General features: G+C 63.8%; 22 protein-coding genes and 1 tRNA gene. 15 read left to right on the top strand and 8 right to left on the bottom strand.

Annotated elements, in window-relative coordinates:
* Nucleotides 1-87: 87 nt before the first annotated feature.
* A complete protein-coding gene (locus tag AC0L3C_RS32235) occupies nt 88-573 on the bottom strand; it encodes a hypothetical protein (protein WP_106941182.1) in 486 nt (161 codons plus the stop codon).
* Between the two features lie 100 nt (nt 574-673).
* Here AC0L3C_RS32235 and AC0L3C_RS32230 point away from each other — a divergent pair, with 100 nt between their 5' ends.
* Nucleotides 674-1,033 (top strand): hypothetical protein, encoded by a 360-nt coding sequence (locus AC0L3C_RS32230; protein WP_473264447.1) that lies wholly within the window; start codon nt 674-676, stop codon nt 1,031-1,033.
* 260 nt (nt 1,034-1,293) lie between these two features.
* On the opposite strand, the gene AC0L3C_RS32225 is transcribed toward AC0L3C_RS32230, so the two are convergent.
* Nucleotides 1,294-1,839, bottom strand: coding sequence for a TetR/AcrR family transcriptional regulator (locus AC0L3C_RS32225; RefSeq protein ID WP_473409960.1), 546 nt, complete (start codon nt 1,837-1,839; stop codon nt 1,294-1,296).
* Between the two features lie 151 nt (nt 1,840-1,990).
* Between AC0L3C_RS32225 and AC0L3C_RS32220 the strand changes: the two genes are divergently transcribed.
* Both AC0L3C_RS32220 and AC0L3C_RS32215 read left to right on the top strand, forming a co-directional pair.
* A complete protein-coding gene (locus AC0L3C_RS32220) occupies nt 1,991-2,962 on the top strand; it encodes a quinone oxidoreductase family protein (RefSeq protein WP_473409959.1) in 972 nt (323 codons plus the stop codon).
* Between the two features lie 5 nt (nt 2,963-2,967).
* Complete coding sequence (locus tag AC0L3C_RS32215) at nt 2,968-3,492, top strand: PaaI family thioesterase (protein ID WP_473264450.1); 525 nt, start codon at nt 2,968-2,970, stop codon at nt 3,490-3,492.
* Between the two features lie 197 nt (nt 3,493-3,689).
* Here AC0L3C_RS32215 and AC0L3C_RS32210 read toward each other — a convergent pair.
* Both AC0L3C_RS32210 and AC0L3C_RS32205 read right to left on the bottom strand, forming a co-directional pair.
* Nucleotides 3,690-3,766: transfer RNA gene (locus AC0L3C_RS32210), tRNA-Arg, on the bottom strand.
* A 162-nt stretch (nt 3,767-3,928) separates the two neighbouring features.
* Nucleotides 3,929-5,428, bottom strand: a complete 1,500-nt coding sequence (locus AC0L3C_RS32205; protein ID WP_473264451.1) for an ATP-binding protein — start codon at nt 5,426-5,428, stop codon at nt 3,929-3,931.
* A 384-nt stretch (nt 5,429-5,812) separates the two neighbouring features.
* Here AC0L3C_RS32205 and rpmH point away from each other — a divergent pair, with 384 nt between their 5' ends.
* The 11 genes from rpmH (at nt 5,813) to dapE (ending at nt 15,524) form a co-directional block, all read left to right on the top strand.
* A complete protein-coding gene (rpmH, locus tag AC0L3C_RS32200; RefSeq protein ID WP_008542748.1) occupies nt 5,813-5,947 on the top strand; it encodes a 50S ribosomal protein L34 in 135 nt (44 codons plus the stop codon).
* A 27-nt stretch (nt 5,948-5,974) separates the two neighbouring features.
* Complete coding sequence (gene rnpA / locus AC0L3C_RS32195; protein ID WP_473409958.1) at nt 5,975-6,430, top strand: ribonuclease P protein component; 456 nt, start codon at nt 5,975-5,977, stop codon at nt 6,428-6,430.
* 13 nt (nt 6,431-6,443) lie between these two features.
* A complete protein-coding gene (yidC, locus tag AC0L3C_RS32190; RefSeq protein WP_473409957.1) occupies nt 6,444-8,291 on the top strand; it encodes a membrane protein insertase YidC in 1,848 nt (615 codons plus the stop codon).
* Nucleotides 8,292-8,389: 98 nt separating this feature from the next.
* On the top strand, nt 8,390-9,043 hold the full coding sequence (yihA, locus tag AC0L3C_RS32185; protein WP_473409956.1) for a ribosome biogenesis GTP-binding protein YihA/YsxC: 654 nt from the start codon (nt 8,390-8,392) through the stop codon (nt 9,041-9,043).
* 38 nt (nt 9,044-9,081) lie between these two features.
* On the top strand, nt 9,082-9,408 hold the full coding sequence (locus tag AC0L3C_RS32180; RefSeq protein ID WP_473264493.1) for a DUF423 domain-containing protein: 327 nt from the start codon (nt 9,082-9,084) through the stop codon (nt 9,406-9,408).
* A 110-nt stretch (nt 9,409-9,518) separates the two neighbouring features.
* On the top strand, nt 9,519-10,406 hold the full coding sequence (gene argB / locus AC0L3C_RS32175) for an acetylglutamate kinase (RefSeq protein WP_007597683.1): 888 nt from the start codon (nt 9,519-9,521) through the stop codon (nt 10,404-10,406).
* A 155-nt stretch (nt 10,407-10,561) separates the two neighbouring features.
* Nucleotides 10,562-11,548 carry a DUF1036 domain-containing protein gene (locus AC0L3C_RS32170; RefSeq protein ID WP_473409993.1) on the top strand — a complete coding sequence of 329 codons (987 nt, stop codon included), beginning with the start codon at nt 10,562-10,564 and terminating at the stop codon, nt 11,546-11,548.
* A gap of 196 nt (nt 11,549-11,744) precedes the next feature.
* On the top strand, nt 11,745-12,440 hold the full coding sequence (locus tag AC0L3C_RS32165; protein ID WP_473409955.1) for a pyrimidine 5'-nucleotidase: 696 nt from the start codon (nt 11,745-11,747) through the stop codon (nt 12,438-12,440).
* A gap of 189 nt (nt 12,441-12,629) precedes the next feature.
* Nucleotides 12,630-13,475: a 2,3,4,5-tetrahydropyridine-2,6-dicarboxylate N-succinyltransferase gene (dapD, locus tag AC0L3C_RS32160; RefSeq protein WP_473264456.1), complete on the top strand. Its 846-nt coding sequence runs from the start codon at nt 12,630-12,632 to the stop codon at nt 13,473-13,475.
* 232 nt (nt 13,476-13,707) lie between these two features.
* The gene (locus tag AC0L3C_RS32155) at nt 13,708-14,361 is read left to right on the top strand and encodes a DUF805 domain-containing protein (RefSeq protein WP_473409954.1); all 654 of its coding nucleotides are present in this window, start codon (nt 13,708-13,710) and stop codon (nt 14,359-14,361) included.
* Complete coding sequence (gene dapE, locus AC0L3C_RS32150) at nt 14,358-15,524, top strand: succinyl-diaminopimelate desuccinylase (RefSeq protein ID WP_473409953.1); 1,167 nt, start codon at nt 14,358-14,360, stop codon at nt 15,522-15,524. The genes AC0L3C_RS32155 and dapE overlap by 4 nt, the downstream gene beginning before the upstream one ends.
* 151 nt (nt 15,525-15,675) lie before the next feature.
* Here the strand turns inward: dapE and AC0L3C_RS32145 are convergent, their stop codons facing one another.
* The 4 genes from AC0L3C_RS32145 to def all read right to left on the bottom strand — a co-directional run bounded on the left by AC0L3C_RS32145 (nt 15,676) and on the right by def (nt 18,358).
* Nucleotides 15,676-16,011 (bottom strand): GIY-YIG nuclease family protein, encoded by a 336-nt coding sequence (locus tag AC0L3C_RS32145; protein WP_473278859.1) that lies wholly within the window; start codon nt 16,009-16,011, stop codon nt 15,676-15,678.
* Nucleotides 16,012-16,034: 23 nt separating this feature from the next.
* Nucleotides 16,035-16,772 carry a tRNA pseudouridine(38-40) synthase TruA gene (truA, locus tag AC0L3C_RS32140; protein WP_473409952.1) on the bottom strand — a complete coding sequence of 246 codons (738 nt, stop codon included), beginning with the start codon at nt 16,770-16,772 and terminating at the stop codon, nt 16,035-16,037.
* Nucleotides 16,772-17,707, bottom strand: a complete 936-nt coding sequence (gene fmt, locus AC0L3C_RS32135) for a methionyl-tRNA formyltransferase (protein WP_473409951.1) — start codon at nt 17,705-17,707, stop codon at nt 16,772-16,774. Before fmt ends, truA begins: the two co-directional genes overlap by 1 nt.
* Nucleotides 17,708-17,833: 126 nt before the next feature.
* Nucleotides 17,834-18,358 (bottom strand): peptide deformylase, encoded by a 525-nt coding sequence (def, locus tag AC0L3C_RS32130; protein ID WP_473264462.1) that lies wholly within the window; start codon nt 18,356-18,358, stop codon nt 17,834-17,836.
* A gap of 170 nt (nt 18,359-18,528) precedes the next feature.
* Here def and AC0L3C_RS32125 point away from each other — a divergent pair, with 170 nt between their 5' ends.
* On the top strand, nt 18,529-19,728 hold the full coding sequence (locus AC0L3C_RS32125) for a DNA recombination protein RmuC (RefSeq protein ID WP_473264463.1): 1,200 nt from the start codon (nt 18,529-18,531) through the stop codon (nt 19,726-19,728).
* Nucleotides 19,729-19,866 lie beyond the last annotated feature (138 nt).

The raw sequence follows: 19,866 nt of genomic DNA, 5'->3' as shown, positions 1-19,866 counted from the left end.
CGGCAGCGATGCGCGAAGAAGATTCAACCGGATCGTCTCACCTTGGCGCCAAGGATGCCGCCGGCAAACAAGCGCCGGATCCGGCCATCAAATCCCGCCCGGAAGCTCGACGCCCGCTTCCGTCAGGTCCCGGAGGAATTTCCGCACCAGGAGCATGTTGGTTCGCTGCAGCTCGTGATTATTGCCGAACTTGAACTGGTTAGCCTCAGTTACGATCAGTCCCTGGTCGGTCTCACGGAAAATGCCTTGCTTCTTCAAGCGATCGGCGCGCCGCCGGACGGTTTCGATCGGCAGGCCGAAAAAGCGGGACAGGGCGGCACGGGAAACGCCCTGCTTGATCTTGTCCGGCTCGACCGCCTGGATACTGCCAAATTGCCGGTCCAGTTCGGGGTTCTTCATGATCTTGAGAACGTTGGCGTTCAAGACCGCATGAATGATCATCAAATCCAGCGGATCGAAATCGTAGTGGCGGAACATTTCGCTGGCCGCGCACAGCATGTAGGCCAACGAGTGCCGAGAGACGGTTCGGATCAAATCCGACGCGATGTCCTCGCCTTCAGTCGTACCAACCATCACCAGTCCCGTTTCTACGGTTTTCCGGTCCGACGCCACAAGCCCGTTGCAAGCCGGTTGTCCGTATCCGTGGCGGAGGGCGTGAGGCAGGATCGGTCTGTTGTTTACCCCAATATGGGTATGGTCGCGGTTCCATCGGGTCAATAGCTGGCTTGTCGGCAATATCATTTTCACCGATACGGGATTGAATTGCCCGGCGCGCAATTGGCGCGTGCCAACGTTGGTCGTGGGCCAAATGACATTTATCATCGAAGCTATAAAAGACGACTGCCGCACCGTGGATTTCCGTGACAGCGCGATCGTTGCGGTGATCCTGGCCCGCAAGCACGCGGTGAATGGTTTTGCGGTGTCGATAACGGCTCCGGACGGGCAGCTTTTTTCCGCCGATCAGTTCAACCGTTTGCTGACGAGCAAGGGGCTTGGTTCGGATCCGGCGGCGCAGGAAGTTGGGCGGCGCTAAGCGAGTTTGGTCACGGCACGCGGAATCCTGGAAGCAGTGCAGCGAGTTGTACTCGCGAATCGCGTACGCCGCTGGGGATGAAACCGAACGGGTCGGGTGGGGAAATCGGCGCTGATCGCGTATTCCGAAATGGCGCGCCGCGGCCGATGAAGATGGGCACTATCGGTTCGCCCTGACGCTATGATGCTGTATCCAAAATCACGTCAGAACCCGAAGATATGTGATCGCGTATGATGTAGCGCGCTCACGCGATGGAATCACTAGACCAATAACTTCATGACGGCATCGCTGAGGTCGCCCGTCAGATCAGCCGGTTGTGCGATGAGGCCCGTGACGTATGCGCCGTTGATGATCAGCGCTATTTGTGACGCGGTGCGGTTGGGATCACCGACGCCAAGTTTGCCAAGCACGGCCGCGAGCCTCGTCCGCATTTCCTTCTTGTTGCGCCGGGCGATGACCCGGCCCGGATGGTTGTCGTCAGGAAATTCCGTCGCCAGGTTGAGGAACGGACAACCGCGATAGGCGGGGTGCGCGATCCGCTTTGCGATACCGGAAAGCAAAGCCTCGAGAATAGCGCGTGGATCACCCGCGTGCTGGTCTTCCACACGATCCCACCACACCCAGAACAACCGATCCTGTTCGGCGGCGAAGGCAGCAATCAAAGCGTCCTTCGATTCAAAAAGGCGATAGAGACTCGTCTTCGAGACACCGGATCGCTCGACGACCGTGTCTACGCCGATGGCGCGGATGCCTTCGCGGTAAAACAATTCGCTTGCCGTCGCAAGAATACGCTCGCGGGCGCTCACTTCGCCCTTTGGCGGGGCGCCCCGCCGGGGTCGGGTTACTGTCTCCATATCCGCTTGCTCTCGCCTTGACGACTTATCGTTTGACAATGTTACAGACCTGTCCGTAATATAAAAGTTACTAACAGGTCTGTAACTTTAATGGAGAATATCGATGCGTGCGATCCAGGCGGAAACGTTCTCCGGCTATGGCGGGCTGCGGCAGATCGAATTGCTCAAACCGAAACCGGCAAAGGACAGGTTGCTGGTTCGCATCACGGCCGCCGGCGTCACGCCGCTTGATCACACAATTCTGTCGGGTGGGCTGCCCCGGGCGAAGGCGCCGTTGGTGCTCGGCAATGAAGGCGTCGGCGTGATCGAGGATGCCGGCGACTCCGGTTTTGCGGTGGGAAGTCGCGTGATGTTCGCCGGTCCCTATGGCGTTCGCGAAAGCGGCGCATGGCAAGAATGGCTGCTGGTGAGCCCCAAAGATGCAGCGCTCGTGCCCGACGCGATCGACAATGTCGTCGCGGCCAGCCTCCCGGTGGCCTATCTGACGGCGCAGATCACGCTGACGCTCGCAGGGTTCAAACCGGGCAAATCGGTGCTGGCTCCGGCAATCGGTGGGTCGGTGGGCAACGCGACCTATCAGCTCGCGCGGGCACAGGGCGCCGGCAAGGTGATTTCAACGGCCGGCAGCGCTGCGAAAGCCGCCAGAGCACGCGAGCTTGGTTTCGAAGACGTGATCGACCTTTCCGCGGAAGATCTTGCCAACGGCGTGCGCCGGATAACGGACGGCAAGGGCGTCGACATCGTTATCGATGGCATCGGCGGCACCGTGACCAGTGAGGCGCTGAGCACCCTCACATTCGGCGGTGTCCTGATTACGCTGGGCTATTCCGCCGGACGCAAGACCACGATCGATGTGACAGACCTGATCTGGAAAGGCGCGCGTATGAGCGGTTTCTCTTTGTTCGCCCAGTCTCCGCTCGACGTTGCCGCGGCATGGCGGGACATCATTCCGTTGATCGTGGGCGGGTCAGTCAAACCTGTCGTCGAGCGGGTCTATCTCCTCGGTGAAGCGGGCGAAGCCCTGCGCCATCTGATCGAGGATCGACCGTTTGGCAAAGTCGTCCTCGCTGGATGATCGACATGCCGACGCTATCCGCACAGCTCCCGCGCGAGCGCACAATTCGCTGGGACGATCCGCAAGCCTTGGCCGCAGCAGGTCAGACGATGAGCGGGCGAGATTTCCTCGAAGCTATGCTTCGAGGCGACGTTCCGCTCCCGCCGATCTGCCGTCTGGTCGATTTCAGCATCGACCGAGTTGGGGATGGCAGCGTTGAAATGGTTCTGAAGCCGCAAGAGTCGCAATACAATCCGATCGGCTCAGTCCATGGCGGCATAATCGCCACGGTTCTCGACTCGGTAATGGGCTGCGCCGTCCACACCAAGCTTCCTTTCGGACGGGCGTACACGACGCTGGAGATCAAGGTGAATTACCTCCGGGGCGTCAAGCGCGAGTCCGGACCAATGAAGGCGGTCGGGCGCGTCATCCATCTGGGCCGCCAGACAGCGATGGCGGAAGCGAGCTTGTCGGATGCGAGTGGCAGGCTTTTCGCCCAGGCGAGCACGACCTGCCTGATCTTCGAGGTGGTACCGCATAGAGAACCGTGACGTCGCATGATCGCTGCCACCGTGAAAGATCGATTGCTGCGAGCTAATGACTGCGACTTCATCACAGCGCCAACCAGACCAAATCAGAGCTATATAGCTGGTCAAACAGCGCGCGAGCTGTGGGAAAAATGGCGGAGATCAAGAGCGTTTGCGTCGAACGGTAGCCGCAGGCCGTCCATATCGTGCTTTGGCGTAAATGGCGCGCCCGGAACGATTCGAACGTCCGACCCTCAGATTCGTAGTCTGATGCTCTATCCAGCTGAGCTACGGGCGCGTTTTTCGCTGACAGTGCGGGCGTGGCCCGCAGGCAGCCCCCGGCGACGCCGGAGGGGTGCGAAAGAGCGCTCTGACTAACCGCTCTTGCCCCGATTGGCAAGGTCCGGATTGGGGAGATTTTGCTGGGAAATGACGGTTTCCGCACTCGGCCGCTGGCCGACTACGCTCGCGCCCGCTCGTTGCGGACGGAGAGCAGTTCCACGGGGCGGTCGGGGATGACGATCCGGAAGGTGGCGCCGATGGTGCCTTCGACCAGATGGATGTCGCCGCCATGGGCGCGGACCAGCTCGGCGGCGATGGCAAGGCCGAGGCCGCTGCCGCCGGGGCGGCCGGAGGTCTGGAACGCCTCGAACAGGTGATCGCGGGTCTTCTGGGGCACGCCGGGGCCGGTGTCGGAAACCTCGATGATGGCGACCGCGCCCTCGCGTTTTCCCGTGATCCGGATCTGCTGCGCGCCGCCCTCGGCGGACGCATGGCTTTCCAACGCCTGGGCGGCGTTGCGGACGAGGTTGAGCAGCACGCGGAAGAGCTGATCGGGATCGGCGTCGACCGCGAGCCCGCGCTCGATTGCGGCGACCCAAGCGATCGAGGCGTCGGAGGCAAGGCCAGCGGTCTCGCGCACCTCCAGCACCACCGGCTCGATCATGATCATGCGCCGGTCGGGCGCGGCTTCCTGGGCGCGGCCGTAAGACAAGGTCGACTGGCAGAAGGCGATGGCGCGCTCGAGCGAGCGCACGAGTTTTGGTGCAAAGCGCTGCACCCGCGGATCCGGCACGCTGGCGAGCTGGTCGGACAGGAGTTGTGCCGAGGCCAGCAGATTGCGCAAATCGTGATTGATCTTGGAGACGGCGAGGCCGAGGGCGGCGAGCCGGCTCTTCTGATGCAGCATCGACATCAGGTCGCGCTGCATGTCCGACAATTCGCGCTCGGCAACGCCGATCTCGTCGCTGCGCTGGCTCGGCACGATGATCCCCGCCGAACTCTCGGGATTTTCGTGGAAGCCGACCAGGCTCGCGGTCAGCCGCCGCATCGGGCGCACGAAGAGATAATGCATGGCGAGATAGACGAGGCCCGCGGTCAGCACCGCGATGATCAGCGCGACCACCACGACGTTACGGGAGAAGCGGTACATCGACTGCCGCAGCGGCAGCTCGTCGGTGACGATCTCCATGAACTGGGCGTTGCCGACGCCGGGCCCGACGATCCGGATGGCCTGGTTGCCGGTCTCCAGCATCATCCGGAACGAGCCGGTGATCGCCTCCCACGCCGTCATGTCGCGCAGGTCGATGTCGTGCTCGATGGCGGCCGGCAGATTGTCGCTGGCGAGCAGACGGCGCTGCTGGCCCATCTTGATGGCGACGGCGCGCGCATTGATGCTTTTCAGGATCTCGCGCGACAGCGAATCCGGGACCATGCCGAGCGGCGCCGCATCGAGCACCAGCGCCGCCGTGTTGGCCGCGGCGACGCGGTCGTTGAGCCGGTTGACCCAGAAGTTGGCGATGGCCGGCACGTAGAGCAGGATGGCCGCGATCATCACCAGGGGAACGGTGAGCAGCAGCAGCTTGCCGGACAGCCCAAGCCCGCGCGTCCCCCGCGGCAGCGCCGCCGGCGGGTCCCGCTGATCCACATCCTGGACCGGCTGGAGGTCTGTCGCTGCCACGAAATTCGCCCTCGCTGCCTTTGCCGGATGAAAGATGTCGCCGGGTGAAGGGTGTTGGCGCGTATGAAGATGCGGCCCGCCCCCAGCGCGGTCAAATTACAGATCGTCAATCTGCCAAGGTCGGATGTAAGCGCAGATCTGGCGAGTCGCTACCTCAAGGGTTAAAAACCCCGCACGGACAGCGATATTCGCCGGAATTGAGCTCTTGTGCGGCGTTGACGAAAAGAAGGCGCTCGCATATAAGCCGGCCAATTGTCCGCGATGACCCGGTGTGACCGCCGGGAGCGGCTCTCTTGGGGCCGAAAAAGGCCCGTTTTGGGCAGCATCTTCCGGACTTTATCATCAATTCTACAGGCAAATTGCCCGGTCAGCGGAGAAAAACCCGTGAAGCGGACTTATCAACCCAGCAAACTGGTGCGCAAGCGCCGTCACGGCTTCCGTGCCCGTCTCGCCACGGCCGGCGGCCGCAAGGTGCTCGCCGCCCGCCGCGCCCGCGGCCGCAAGCGTCTGAGCGCCTGAGCCGGACCCCCTTTTTGGGATTTCATCATGGATCGGCTGAGGCAGCGAGCGGATTTCCTCGCCGTTGCCAATGGCGCGCGGGTGAATAGTCCCGCGTTCGTCCTGCAAAGCCTTGACCGCCGAAGCCTTGACCGCCAAAACCTTGGCCGAGACGACAGCGGCCCGATCCGGATCGGCTTCACCGTCACCAAAAAGAACGGCAACGCCCCCCAGCGCAATCGCATCCGGCGCCGGCTTCGCGAACTGGTGAAGCGGCTAGATCCGGTGTCGATGCAGCCCCATCATGATTATGTGCTGGTCGGCCGACGGGACGCGCTCTCGCGCGACTTCGCCACCATGCTCGACGATCTGCGCATGGCGTTCGCGAAGCCCGCGCGGCATACGCACAAGGGACGCGGCTCAAAAAGCAGCCCAACAACCGACTCAAGAACCGACGGCTCAAAGCCCGGCCCCGCTCCTGCGACCAGCCGCAAACCGGATTGATGACGAGAGAATGATGACCGACAACCGCAATACCATCCTCGCCGTCATTCTGTCGGGCTTCGTGCTGATCGCCTGGCAATATTTCTACAACATGCCGGCGATGGAGAAGCAGCGCGCCCAACAACAGGCGCAGGCCGAGCTGCAGAAGACCACGCCGCAGCCGACGGCGTCCGCGACGCCGGGCGCCACGCCGCAGGCCGGCAGCACGGCCCAACCGGCGACGCCGAGCACGAACCAGCAAGCCCAGCCGGTCGTTGCGCGCGACGTTGCGATTGCCGCCAGCCCGCGCGTGAAGATCGAGACGCCGCGAATCGCAGGCAGCATCTCGCTGAAGGGCGGACGCATCGACGATGTCGCGCTGGTGCAATTCCGCGAAACGGTCGATCCGAAGTCACCGCCGATCGTTCTGTATTCGCCCTCGGGGACCGCGGAGCCCTATTACGCCGAGTTCGGCTGGGTGCCGGCGACGGGCGTGACGGCGAAACTGCCGGACGCGCAGACCGTCTGGCAGCAGGACGGCAGCGGCAGCCTGACGCCGACCACGCCGGTGGTGCTGAAATGGGACAATGGCGAAGGCCTCAGCTTCCGCCGCACCATCGCGGTCGACGACCACTACCTCTTCACCGTCAAGGACGAGGTGAGCAATGTCGGCAACGCGCCGGTCACGCTCTATCCGTTCGCGCTGATCTCGCGCCACGGTACGCCGCAGGTCTCCGGCTACTACATCCTGCATGAAGGCCTGATCGGCTATCTCGATGGCTTGCAGGAATACGCGTACAAGAAAATCGACGAAGCCAGGACGGTGAACTTCAAGGCCACCAATGGCTGGCTCGGCATGACCGACAAGTACTGGGCCTCGGCGCTGCTGCCGGACACCAGCGCGCAGATTCAGGCGCGCTTCTCGTCGAACCCGAGCGGCAACGTCCACACCTACCAGACCGACTATCTGCTCGATCCCGTCACCGTCGCGATCGGCGGCTCCGCGACCGCGAACGCGCGGCTGTTCGCCGGCGCCAAGGAAGCCAGCGTCGTCGGCATCAACTTCCCGCTCGCCGGCCATGGCGGCTACAACAAGGAACTCGGCCTCAACCATTTCGATCTGTTGATCGACTGGGGCTGGTTCTACTTCATCACCAAGCCGATGTTCCTCGGCCTCGACTTCTTCTACCGCTTCTTCGGCAATTTCGGCATCTCGATCCTGCTCGTGACCGTGATCGTGAAGCTCCTGTTCTTCCCGCTGGCGAACAAGTCCTACGCCTCGATGGCGAAGATGAAGTCGGTCCAACCGCAGCTTCAGGCGCTGAAGGAGCGCTTCCCCGACGACAAGGTGAAGCAGCAGCAGGAGATGATGGAGATCTACCGCAAGGAGAAGATCAATCCGGTCGCCGGCTGTCTTCCCGTGGTGATCCAGATCCCGGTGTTCTTCTCGCTGTACAAGGTGCTGTTCGTCACTATCGAGATGCGGCACGCGCCGTTCTTCGGCTGGATCAAGGATCTTTCCGCGCCGGACCCGACCAACCTGTTCACTCTGTTCGGGTTGATCCCGTTCGATCCGACCACGATCCCGGTGTTCGGCCACTACCTGGCGCTCGGCATCTGGCCGATCATCATGGGCATCACGATGTGGTTCCAGATGAAGCTGAATCCGACGCCGCCGGATCCGACCCAGCAGATGATCTTCAACTGGATGCCGCTGATCTTTACCTTCATGCTGGCGGGCTTCCCGGCAGGCCTCGTGATCTACTGGGCCTGGAACAACACGCTCTCGGTGCTGCAGCAGAGCTTCATCATGCGCCGCAATGGCGTGAAGGTGGAGTTATTCGATAATCTCAAGGCGACGTTCGCGAAGAAGGCGACGTAGCCACAGTTATTGCGAGCGCTTCGCTTCCGCCTTCGCTCTTCGAGCTACGGCGGACAAGTCGCTCGCAATGACGAGGTAAACCAACTGAAAGCCTTCGCATGACCGACGACAAAGATGCGAAGCTGATCGAGGTCGGGCGAAAGCTGTTCACGCGCGACTGGCAGTTCATCTGGGCCTCGCCATCGACTGAAACGCTGCCGCCGATGGCGGGGCTGGAGATCGCCTTTGCCGGCCGCTCCAATGTCGGCAAGTCCAGCCTGATCAACGCGCTGACGGGCCGCAACGCGCTGGCGCGCACCTCGCATACGCCGGGCCGCACCCAGGAGCTGATCTTCTTCGAGGTCCCCGGGAAAAGTGACCTGCGCCTCGTCGACATGCCCGGCTATGGCTATGCCAAGGCGCCGAAGAGCCAAGTCGCGTCCTGGACCGAGCTGATCCACAAATTCCTGCTCGGACGCGCCAGCCTCGCGCGCGTCTACGTGCTGGTCGACGCGCGGCACGGCCTCAAGGACGTCGATCTCGAAGTCCTGAAGACACTCGATCGCTCCGCGGTCAGCTACCAGATCGTGCTGACCAAGACCGACCAGATCAAGACCACCGAGCTTCAATCGCGCATCGTCGAGACCGAGGCCGCGCTCGCCAAGCGTCCGGCCGCGTTCCCGAACGTGCTCGCGACCTCGTCACGGAGCGCGACCGGCATGGCCGAGCTGCGCGCCGCGATCGCAAAGCTGCTGGAAGAGCGGACCTCGTGACGGCGGCATTCCGCCTGCTGATCGGGCTTGCCGGTGTGATGGGCGCCGCCGGCGTCGCGCTGGCCGCGGCTTCCGCGCATGGCGGCGATGCGAGCCGGCTCGCCGCCGCAAGCGCCATGCTGCTGTTTCATGCAACCGCCATACTCGCGGCCGTCGCCCTGCTCGGGCGTGGCCTTCTGCACGACGGAATTGGCATCGTCGCCGCGTCCGGCTTCGCAGCCGGCGCCGCGCTGTTCGCGGGCGACCTCACCTTGCGGCAATATGCCGGCCATTCGCTGTTTCCCTATGCGGCGCCGACGGGTGGATCGGTGATGATCTTGAGCTGGCTGGCGGTGACGCTCGCGGCGGCGGTGGTGAGGAAATAATCACTCTTCTTCCTTCTCCCCTTGCGGGAGAGGGGAAGAACATCGCTTTGCGCCCCGCCCGCCAATCGGATAGAACGCGGCCCGAGTATCCCGCCAGCGAGATCCGCCTCATGACCGAAATCTCCCCGCTCGACCAGGCCCGCATCCTGTCCGAAGCGCTGCCGCACATGCAGCAGTATGACGAGGAAACCATCGTCATCAAGTATGGCGGCCATGCCATGGGCGACGAGGAGACCGCGAAAAATTTTGCCCGCGACATCGTGCTGCTCGAGCAGACCGCGATCAATCCGGTGGTGGTGCATGGCGGCGGCCCGCAGATCGCGACCATGCTCAAGCGCCTCGGCATCGTCTCGGAATTCGCAGCCGGCCTGCGCATCACCGATGCCGCCACCATCGAGATCGTCGAGATGGTGCTCGCCGGCTCCGTCAACAAGCAGATCGTCGGCTACATCAACGAGGCCGGCGGCAAGGCGGTGGGGCTGTCCGGCAAGGACGCCAATATGGTGAAGGCGTCCAAGACGACGCGCACCATCATGGATCCGGACTCGCACATCGAGAAGGCGGTCGATCTCGGCTTCGTCGGCGATCCCGAGAAGGTCGACCTCACGCTGCTCAACCAGCTGATCGGCTACGAGCTGATCCCCGTGCTCGCGCCGCTCGCGACCTCGAAAGAGGGCCAGACGCTGAACGTCAACGCCGATACTTTTGCCGGCGCCGTGGCCGGCGCGCTGAAGGCAAAGCGGCTGCTGCTGCTCACCGACGTGCCGGGCGTGCTCGACAAATCCAAGAAGCTGATCCCGCAGCTCTCGGTCAAGGATGCGCGAAAGCTGATCGCCGACGGCACCATTTCCGGCGGCATGATCCCGAAGGTCGAGACCTGCATCTACGCGCTCGAACAGGGCGTGGAGGGTGTCGTCATCATCGACGGCAAGATGCAGCACGCGGTCTTGCTCGAGCTCTTCACCAACACCGGCACGGGCACGCTGATCCACAAGTGAGAGAAGAGAAAACGAGAGACGCCGTCATGGCCGGGCCTGTCCCGGCCATCCACGACCTTTCGTCCCGCGCCAAGAACGTGGATGCCCGGGACAAGCCCGGGCATGACGAGTTGAGGACTCGGCGGCCTCGCCGCTCCGTCCTGACGCGCTTCCTGATGACGCTCCCTGCTGCAGCCATCTCGTTCGTGTTCTCCTCCGCACCGGCTTTCGCCGACCTGAAAATCTGCAATCGCATGTCCTATGTCGTCGAGGCCGCGATCGGCATCGACGACAAGGCGGCGACCGCGACGCGCGGCTGGTTCAGGATCGACCCCGCTACCTGCCGCGTGGTGGTGCAGGGCACGCTCTCCGCCGACCGCATCCTGCTCAACGCCCGCGCGCTCGGCGTCTACGGCGCATCCCCGATCCCGCAGAACGGCAGCGACACGCTGTGCATCGCGCAAGACAATTTCGTCATCGCGGCCGCGCGGCAGTGCCGCAGCGGCCAGACCCAGGCCGCCTTCACCCAGATCACGCCGACGCAAGGCGCGGACGGCAATTTCGTCGCCTATCTCGCCGAGGACTCCGAATATGACGACGAGCAGGCCCGCCTCGCCGGCATCCAGCGGCTCTTGGTGATCGCAGGCTACGACGCCGCGCCGATCGACGGCGTCGACGGGCCGAAGACGCAAGGCGCGCTGGCCGCTTTCCTGAAGAGCCGCGGATTGTCGTCCGACATCCTGTCGTCGCCGAACTTCTTCAAGACCATGGTCGATGCCGTGCAGACCCCGTCTGCGACCGGCCTCACCTGGTGCAACGACACCACGCACAAGGTGATGGCGGCGGTCGCCACCGACGACGGCAAGTCGGTGACCAGCCGCGGCTGGTATCGCATCGACCCCAAGACCTGCCTGCACCCTGACGTAAGCGGCCAGCCGAAGCAGATCTTCAGCTTCGCGGAAGCCATCGACGCCGACAACCGAATCGTCAAGCTGAAGGACAAGCCGCTGAACTGGGGCGGCGACAGGCAGCTTTGCACGCGCGAGACCAAGTTCGAGACCAACGAGCAGACCGACTGCGGCGCGCGCGGCTTTGTGGCGACGGGATTTGGCGCGGTGGACATGTCGAGCGGCGGCAAGACGCTGCGGTTTGCGATGCCGTGACGGGTGGTGTTGTGATCAGGACGCGCACTCCGCTGTCGTCCTGGCGAAGGCCAGGAGCCATGACCGCAGGATTAGGTTTGGCAGAGAACGACGACCAGAGTGCCCCAATGATCCGTCACGGCGTATGGGTCCTGGCTTTCGCCAGGACGACGATTGAGGGTGGAGCGCCGCCGCGGTCAACGGATAGAGAGTGAAAATGAAATCTCCCCGCGCCTTCGCCCATGTCGACACATGGGTGTTCGACCTCGACAACACGCTCTATCCGCACCACGTCAATCTGTGGCAGCAGGTCGATGCTCGGATCACCGAGTTCGTTTGCAACTGGCTGAATCTGACGCCGGTGGAAGCGCGCAAGATCCAGAAGGATTATTACCAGCGTTTCGGCACCACCATGCGCGGCATGATGACCCTGCATGGCGTCCGCGCCGACGACTATCTCGCCTACGTCCACAAGATCGATCACTCGCCGCTGGAGCCGAACCCGGCACTCGGCGAGGCCATTGCAAAACTGCCGGGGCGAAAGCTGATCCTGACCAACGGCTCGGTCGATCATGTCGATGCGGTGCTGGCGCGGCTCGGCTTTGCCACGCATTTCGACGGCGTGTTCGACATCATCGCCGCCGAGTTCGAGCCGAAGCCGGCGCCGCAGACCTACCGCAAGTTTCTCGCCGACCATTCGGTCGATCCGACCCGCGCCGCGATGTTCGAGGACCTCGCCCGCAACCTCACTGTCCCGCACGAGCTCGGCATGACCACCGTGCTGGTGATACCGGATGGGACGAAAGAGGTCGTGCGCGAGGACTGGGAATTGGCGGGCCGGGACGCCGCCCATGTCGACCACGTCACGGATGATCTGGCGGGGTTCTTGGGGAGGCTGTCCCAACCAAGGTAGCCGTCATACCCCGCGAAGGCGGGGTATCCAGTAATCGCCGCCGTCTCGAGTCATCACGACCGCCGCGGCGTACTGGATCACCCGCTTTCGCGGGTGATGACACCGAACCAAGCTTGACTCCGTCCCCCCAAATCCCGAAAAAGCGCTCCAAATCACCGCAAATTCCCGCCTGCCTGTGAGGAAATCCCGATGTCCCTGTCCGCCCTCGAATCCACCATCAACGGCGCCTTCGAGGCGCGCGACGGCGTTTCGACCTCGACCAAGGGCGAGGTTCGCGAGGCAGTGGATCACGCGCTGGAGATTCTGGACAAGGGCGAGGCCCGCGTTGCCGAGCGCGGGGCCGACGGCAAGTGGAAGGTCAATCAGTGGCTGAAGAAGGCGGTGCTGCTCTCGTTCCGCCTCAACGACATGGGCGCCATTCCCGGCGGCCCCGGCAAGGCGACCTGGTGGGACAAGGTGCCCTCCAAGTTCGACGGCTGGGGCGAGAACCGCTTTCGCGACGCCGGTTTCCGCGCCGTCCCCGGCGCCATCGTGCGCCGCTCGGCCTTCATTGCGCGCAACGTCGTGCTGATGCCGTCCTTCGTCAATCTCGGCGCCTATGTCGATGAATCCACCATGATCGACACCTGGTCGACCGTCGGCTCCTGCGCGCAGATCGGCAAGCGCGTGCACATCTCCGGCGGCGTCGGTATCGGCGGCGTGCTCGAGCCGCTGCAGGCCGAGCCTGTGATCATCGAGGACGATTGCTTCATCGGCGCGCGCTCCGAGGTCGCCGAGGGCGTGATCGTGCGCAAGGGCGCGGTGCTGTCGATGGGCGTATTCCTGGGTGCGTCGACCAAGATCGTCGACCGCGACACCGGCGAGGTCTTTATCGGCGAAGTGCCCGAGTATTCGGTCGTCGTTCCCGGCGCGCTGCCCGGCAAGCCCATGAAGAACGGCCAGATCGGCCCGAGCACCGCCTGCGCCGTCATCGTCAAGCGCGTCGACGAACGCACACGCTCCAAGACCAGCATCAACGAGCTGCTGCGGGATTAGGGACTAACTATCTCACCGTCACCCTGAGGTGCTCGCCTCTTCGGCGAGCCTCGAAGGGCGACGGCCCGGCTGCTGGCAGCATCGTGGCCGCTCATCCTTCGAGGCTCCCCCTGCGGTGCTCTGCACCGCAGGCCTCGCACCTCAGGATGACGGGTCTAGCAGCGGCATCGAACCCACCCTCCCCCAATCTCGACCAACATCCGGGCGACCTCTCCCGCCCGGAGCCTTTGGCATGGACTGGACCTGGTATCTCTTCCGTTTCGACGGCCGCATCAATCGCGCAGTGCTGTGGCAGGCGCTGCTGATCGTCATGGTGTTGGCGGCCCTGCTTGGGATGATCGACCAGGCCATCAAGGTGCTGAACGGGGCCGCAACTTTCGCTTTCAACCTCAAGGTCGACTTCGATTTCGGTGTCGATGACATCTTCAACGTGGTCGATCCCAGGGCCTACCGTCTGCTGGCTACGACCGATCGCGCGACCCTCATCCTCAAGGTGCTCGGCAGCTCGCTATTCCTGTGGATCTACCTCGCAACAGCGACCAAGCGGCTGCACGATCGCGACCGGAGCGGCTGGTGGCTGGTTCCCTTTTTCGTCGTGCCCGCGTTGTTCGACCAATTCTCAGACCTGCTACCCACCGAATCAAACTGGGTTCTTGCCCTCGCCTGGGCCGTGCACATTCCGTGGTTTTGGGGCCTCGTGGAAATGTTCATTGTGCCAGGCACCTCCGGCGACAACCGGTTCGGCCCTGATCCACTGGCCGACGTTGAAGGTGGCTCCGCGCCCGCCTCGCCTGCGGCGAACAGCTGGGACCAGCAGAGCGAGATCGAATTTGTCCCGCCCAGTGCTAGCCCACCCGGCGGCATGCATGTTAAGCGGAGCGTATGACCGATGCTCTCTCGATCGCCCGCGATCTCATCCGCTGCCCCTCGGTAACTCCGGCCGATGCCGGTGCGCTGGGCGTGCTCGAACAAGCTCTCACCGTGGCCGGCTTCACATGCCACCGCGTCACCTTCAGCGAGCCTGGCACCGCCGACGTCGACAATCTCTATGCGCGGATCGGCACTGACGGGCCGCACATCACTTTTGCCGGCCACACCGACGTGGTGCCGCCTGGCGACGAGAGCGCCTGGAGCGTCGGCGCGTTCTCGGGCGAGGTGAAGGACGGCTTTCTGCATGGCCGCGGCGCGGTCGACATGAAGGGCGGCATCGCTTGCTCGGTCGCCGCGGTGCTGGAGCATCTTGCCGCCAACGACGGCAAGCCGCGCGCCGATGTCAAAGGCTCGATCTCGTTTCTGATCACCGGCGACGAGGAAGACGTCTCCATCAACGGCACCATCAAGCTGTTGAAGTGGGCGGCCGAGCGCGGCGAGAAATTCGATCATTGCGTGCTCGGCGAGCCCTCCAATGTCGAGACCCTCGGCGACACCATCAAGGTCGGCCGCCGCGGCTCGCAATCCGGCACGCTGTATGTCGACGGCGTGCAGGGCCACGTCGCCTATCCGCACCGCGCCGCCAATCCGGTGCCTGACATCGCGCGGCTGATCGTGGCGATCTCCGACGAGCCGCTCGACCATGGCAGCGCGCAGTTCCAGGCTTCCAATCTCGAATTCACCTCGGTCGACGTCGGCAACACCGCCAATAACGTCATCCCAGGCCAAGCCCGCGCAAAATTCAACATCCGCTACAACGACAACCACACCCAGGCGAGCCTGCGCGAGCTGGTCGAGACGCGGCTGACAAAAGCCTGCGGCAACCGCATCCGCGCCCGCATCGTCTGGGAGCCCTCGAACTCGAATGTGTTCGTGACCAAGCCTGGCCCGTTCACCGAACTCGCGGTGTCCGCGATCGAGGAAGTGACGGGCCGCAAGCCGGAGCTGTCGACCTCAGGCGGCACCTCGGATGCGCGCTTCATCTCGAGCTATTGCCCGGTGATCGAGTTCGGCCTGGTCGGCCAGACCATGCACCAAATCGACGAGCGCGTGCCGGTCAGGGATTTGGAGCAGCTGACGAAGGTGTATCGCGGGATTTTGACGAGGTATTTTGGGTAGGCTGTGAGGCTATCTCGCTGCCGCCAATCAGTCCGCCGTCATGCCCGGGCTTGTCCCGGGCATCCACGTTCTTCGGCGTCCTTGCAGGAAAGTTCGTGGATGGCCGGGACAAGCCCGGCCATGACGCCTGTGGCGGGAGCTCAGGCCCGCCTTACTGGACAATCGTATCGTAAAGGTCCTTCCATTCGGGATTGTCCTTCAGGATTAGCCTGACCTTCCACGTCCGTGACCAATGCTTGATGTTGTGCTCGCGCTGGATGGCAGTCTGGATGTCTTCATAGCGCTCGAAATAGACGAGCAGCTTGACTCCGTACTTCTTGGTGAAGCCAGGCACGAGTCCATTTCGATGCTCGTACACGCGACGAATAATGTCATTCGTCACACCGACATATAAAATGCCGTTGGCCGCGCTCGCCAGGATGTACACCCATCCCCCATGCATGGTCGCATGTTGCCGCACGTGGATGGCCGGGACAAGCCCGGCCATGACGCCAGTGGCGGCATCACGCTCTAATAATCCACCTGCATCAGGTACAGCCCGTCCGGCGGGGCGACGATGCCGCAGGCGGCGCGGTTGCGGGCGGCGAGGGCTGCGGAGAGATCGTCGGCGGTCCAGCGGCCTTCGCCGACCCACATCAGCGACCCCACCATCGAGCGCACCTGGCTGTGCAGGAACGAGCGCGCCGAGGTGAGAATCGTGATCTCGCGTCCGTCGCGCAGCACGTCGAGCTGATCGAGCGTTTTCTCCGGCGATCTGGCCTGGCACTCGGTATCGCGGAAGGTGGTGAAATCGTGCTTGCCGAGCAGGCATTGCGCCGCCGCATGCATCGCATCGGCGTCGAGCCGGCGCGGCACGCGCCAGGCGTGGCCGGCATCGAGCGCGAGATTGGCGCGGGTGTTGACGATGCGATAGCGGTAGTGGCGCTTCACGGCCGAGAAGCGCGCCTCAAAGCTATCAGGCACGATGTCCGCCTCGAGCACCGCCACCGGATGCGGGCGCAGATGCGCATTCAAGCCATCGCGAAAACGGCCCGGCGGAAACTGCTTGTCGACATCGACATGCGCGACCTGGCCGCGCGCATGCACCCCGGCATCGGTGCGGCCCGCTCCGTGCACGCGCGCATCCGCGCCGGTCATCGCCTTCACGGCCGCTTCCAGCGCCCCCTGCACCGAGGGCAGCGTCTCCTGCACCTGCCAGCCGAAGAACGGCGCGCCGTCATATTCGATGATGAGCTTGTAGCGGGGCATCAGGCCAGCCGCATCGGCGGCTTGAGCGGCACGCCGCGCAGGAAATCCGCGGCCTGCATGCGCGCCTTGCCTTCGCGCTGGAGCTCGATCAGGCGGATTGCGCCCTCACCGCAGGCGATGGTGAGGTGATCGTCGAGCACCTCGCCCGGCGCGCCCGAACCCTTCGCCAATTCACAGCGCAGGATTTTTACCCGCGCGTTCTCGCTCACGCCGGTGAGCTCGGCCCAGGCGCCGGGAAACGGCGACAGGCCGTGGATATGGCGCAGCACCTCGCGCGCGGGCCTGGTCCAGTCGATCCGCGCTTCGGCCTTGTCGATCTTGGCGGCGTAGGTGACGCCATCCTCGCTCTGCTTCTTCAACTGGAGCCCGCCGCGATCGAGCGCAGCCATGGCGCGCACCATCAGATCGGCACCGAGCCGGGACAGACGATCATGCAGCTCGAGCGCGGTCATGTTGTCCGTGATCGCGAGACGCTCGGCCATGGCGACGTCGCCGGTGTCGAGGCCAACATCCATCTTCATCACCATCACGCCGCTCTCGGCATCGCCGGCCATGATCGCGCGGTTGATGGGAGCAGCTCCGCGCCAGCGCGGCAGCAGCGAAGCGTGCAGATTGTAGCAGCCGAGCTTTGGCGCATCGAGGATCGCCTGCGGCAGGATCATGCCATAGGCAACGACGACGGCCGCATCGGCGTCGAAGGCGCGAAATTCTGCCAGCGCCTCCGGCGTTTTCAAAGTCTTCGGCGTCAGCACGGGCACGCCGAGCTTTCGCGCGGCCTCTTCCACCGGGGTCGGCTGCAATTGCAGCCCGCGCCGGCCGCCGGGCTTCGGCGCGCGCGTATACACGGCCGCGATCTCGTGGCCATGCGCGACCAGTTCGAGCAGCGTCGGCACGGAGAAATCGGGCGTGCCCATGAAGATCAGGCGGAGGGGCATGTGGCGGCGCTCGGTAAGGCTTGTTTCTCCGTCATGCCCGGGCTTGTCCCGGGCATCCACGGTCTTGGCGAGAAAGCAAGCAAGGCGTGGATGGCCGGGTCAAGCCCGGCCATGACGGCGAGAGACTCACTCCGCGCGCTTGGCGGCTTTCTCGAACTTCTTCAGCACGCGGTCGCGCTTGAGCTTTGACAGATAGTCGACGAACAGCACGCCGTTGAGATGGTCGATCTCGTGCTGGATGCAGGTGGCGTAGAGACCTTCGGCGTCCTCCTCGTGCAGCTTGCCGTCGAGATCGGTGTAGCGCACCCGCACCTTCGCGGGGCGCTCGACCTCCTCGTAATATTCGGGGATCGACAGGCAGCCTTCCTCGTAAACCGACAGGTCCTCGGAGGAGGCGATGATTTCCGGATTGATGAAGACGCGCGGCTCGGGCTTGGTCTCGCCGTCCTGGTCGGGCTTGGCAAGGTCCATGGTGATCAACCGCAACGGCTGCGCGACCTGGATCGCCGCGAGCCCGATCCCGGGCGCGTCGTACATGGTCTCGAACATGTCGTCGGCAAGCTTGCGGATCTCCGGCGTGACCTTCTCGATCGGCTTGGAGACCAGACGCAGCTGCTTGTCGGGCAGGATGATGATTTCTCTGAGGGCCATGGCCGCGATTTAAGCCGCGCGTTCGATGCGGTCAATCCGGCCGGGAACCCCGTTAACCCTCCGCTAACCATAAAACTTCGCCTTTCGTTAACCATAAATGTTGGCAGGGCGTTTGCCATAAATGTTCGCTATTCGTTCGTGTCAGCGCGCGAATCGGCTAGAAGCAGGGCATGAACGAGATCATTTTCATGCTCGGCGACTGGCCGGTGCGCACCGTGGACGCGCTGATCGGCTTTGGCGCCCTGGTCCTCATCCTGATGGTGGTGATTGCGGTCGTGATCGCACGCTCCGGGCGGCGGGGGGCGGAACTCGCGATGGCCAACGCGATCCGCGCCGACGAGCTCGAGGAGCGCATCAGCCAGATGCTGCATGCCCAGAGCGAGGCTTCGGGCCGCGTCGACGCCATGACCCAGACGCTGGCCGGCCGCCAGGCCGACATGGCACGCGCGGTCAACGAGCGGCTGGATTCGGTGACCCACCGGGTCGGCCAGTCCATGGAGCACACCACCCGCAACACCATGGAGAGCCTGCGCGCGCTGCACGAGCGGCTCGGCATCATCGACAGCGCGCACAAGAACCTCACCGACCTCACGACGCAGGTGACGACCCTGCGCGACGTGCTCGCCAACAAGCAGTCGCGCGGCGCCTTCGGTCAGGCGCGGATGGAGGCGATCGTCCAGGACGGTCTGCCGAAGGGCGCCTACGAGTTCCAGTTCACGCTCTCGACCGGCAAGCGTCCGGACTGCGTCGTGTTCCTGCCCGACCAGCGGCCACTCTGCATCGATGCGAAATTTCCGCTGGAAGCGATGACCGCGCTGCATGACGCGCGCAGCGACGAGGAGAAGCGGATCGCCACGCAGCGGCTGCGCGGCGACGTGATGAAGCATGTCAGCGACATTGCGGAAAAATATCTCGTCGCCGGCGAGACCCAGGACATGGCGCTGATGTTCGTGCCATCGGAATCGGTCTACGCCGAAATCCACGACGGTTTCGACGACGTGATTCAGAAGGCGTATCGCGCCCGTGTCGTGCTGGTGTCGCCCTCGCTGTTGATGCTGGCGATCCAGGTGATGCAGCAGATCATGAAGGACGCGCGTATGCGCGACGCTGCCGACCAGATCCAGACCGAGGTGATCAAGCTCGGCGACGATCTCGGCCGCCTGCGCGACCGCGTGCTGAAATTGCAGAAGCACTTTGCCGACGCCAACGAAGACGTCCGCCAGATCCTGATCTCCGCCGACAAGATCGAGAAGCGCGCGGGCCGGATCGAGGAGCTCGATTTCAGCAAGAGCGATGCGCCCGAAGCCCCACATCTCGTGGCGACCGGCGCTGCCGAACTGTTCCCGCGGAAGCTCCAGGCGGGGGAGTAGAATATAGAACACACTGTCGTGGGGCGGGGGGGGCGGGCCGTCTTCTGGCCGCCGGGGGCGGGGTCGCCGATCTTGAGGAAGCTCATCAGGCCGGACGAGCGGCCGCCGCCGGAGAGGCGTTCGCCTTCGCCGCGCAGG

It is taken from the genome of Bradyrhizobium sp. WSM4872, from assembly GCF_055811715.1.
The sequence above is the reverse complement of the archived record's forward strand: the minus strand, read 5'-3'. Positions and strand labels throughout refer to the sequence as shown.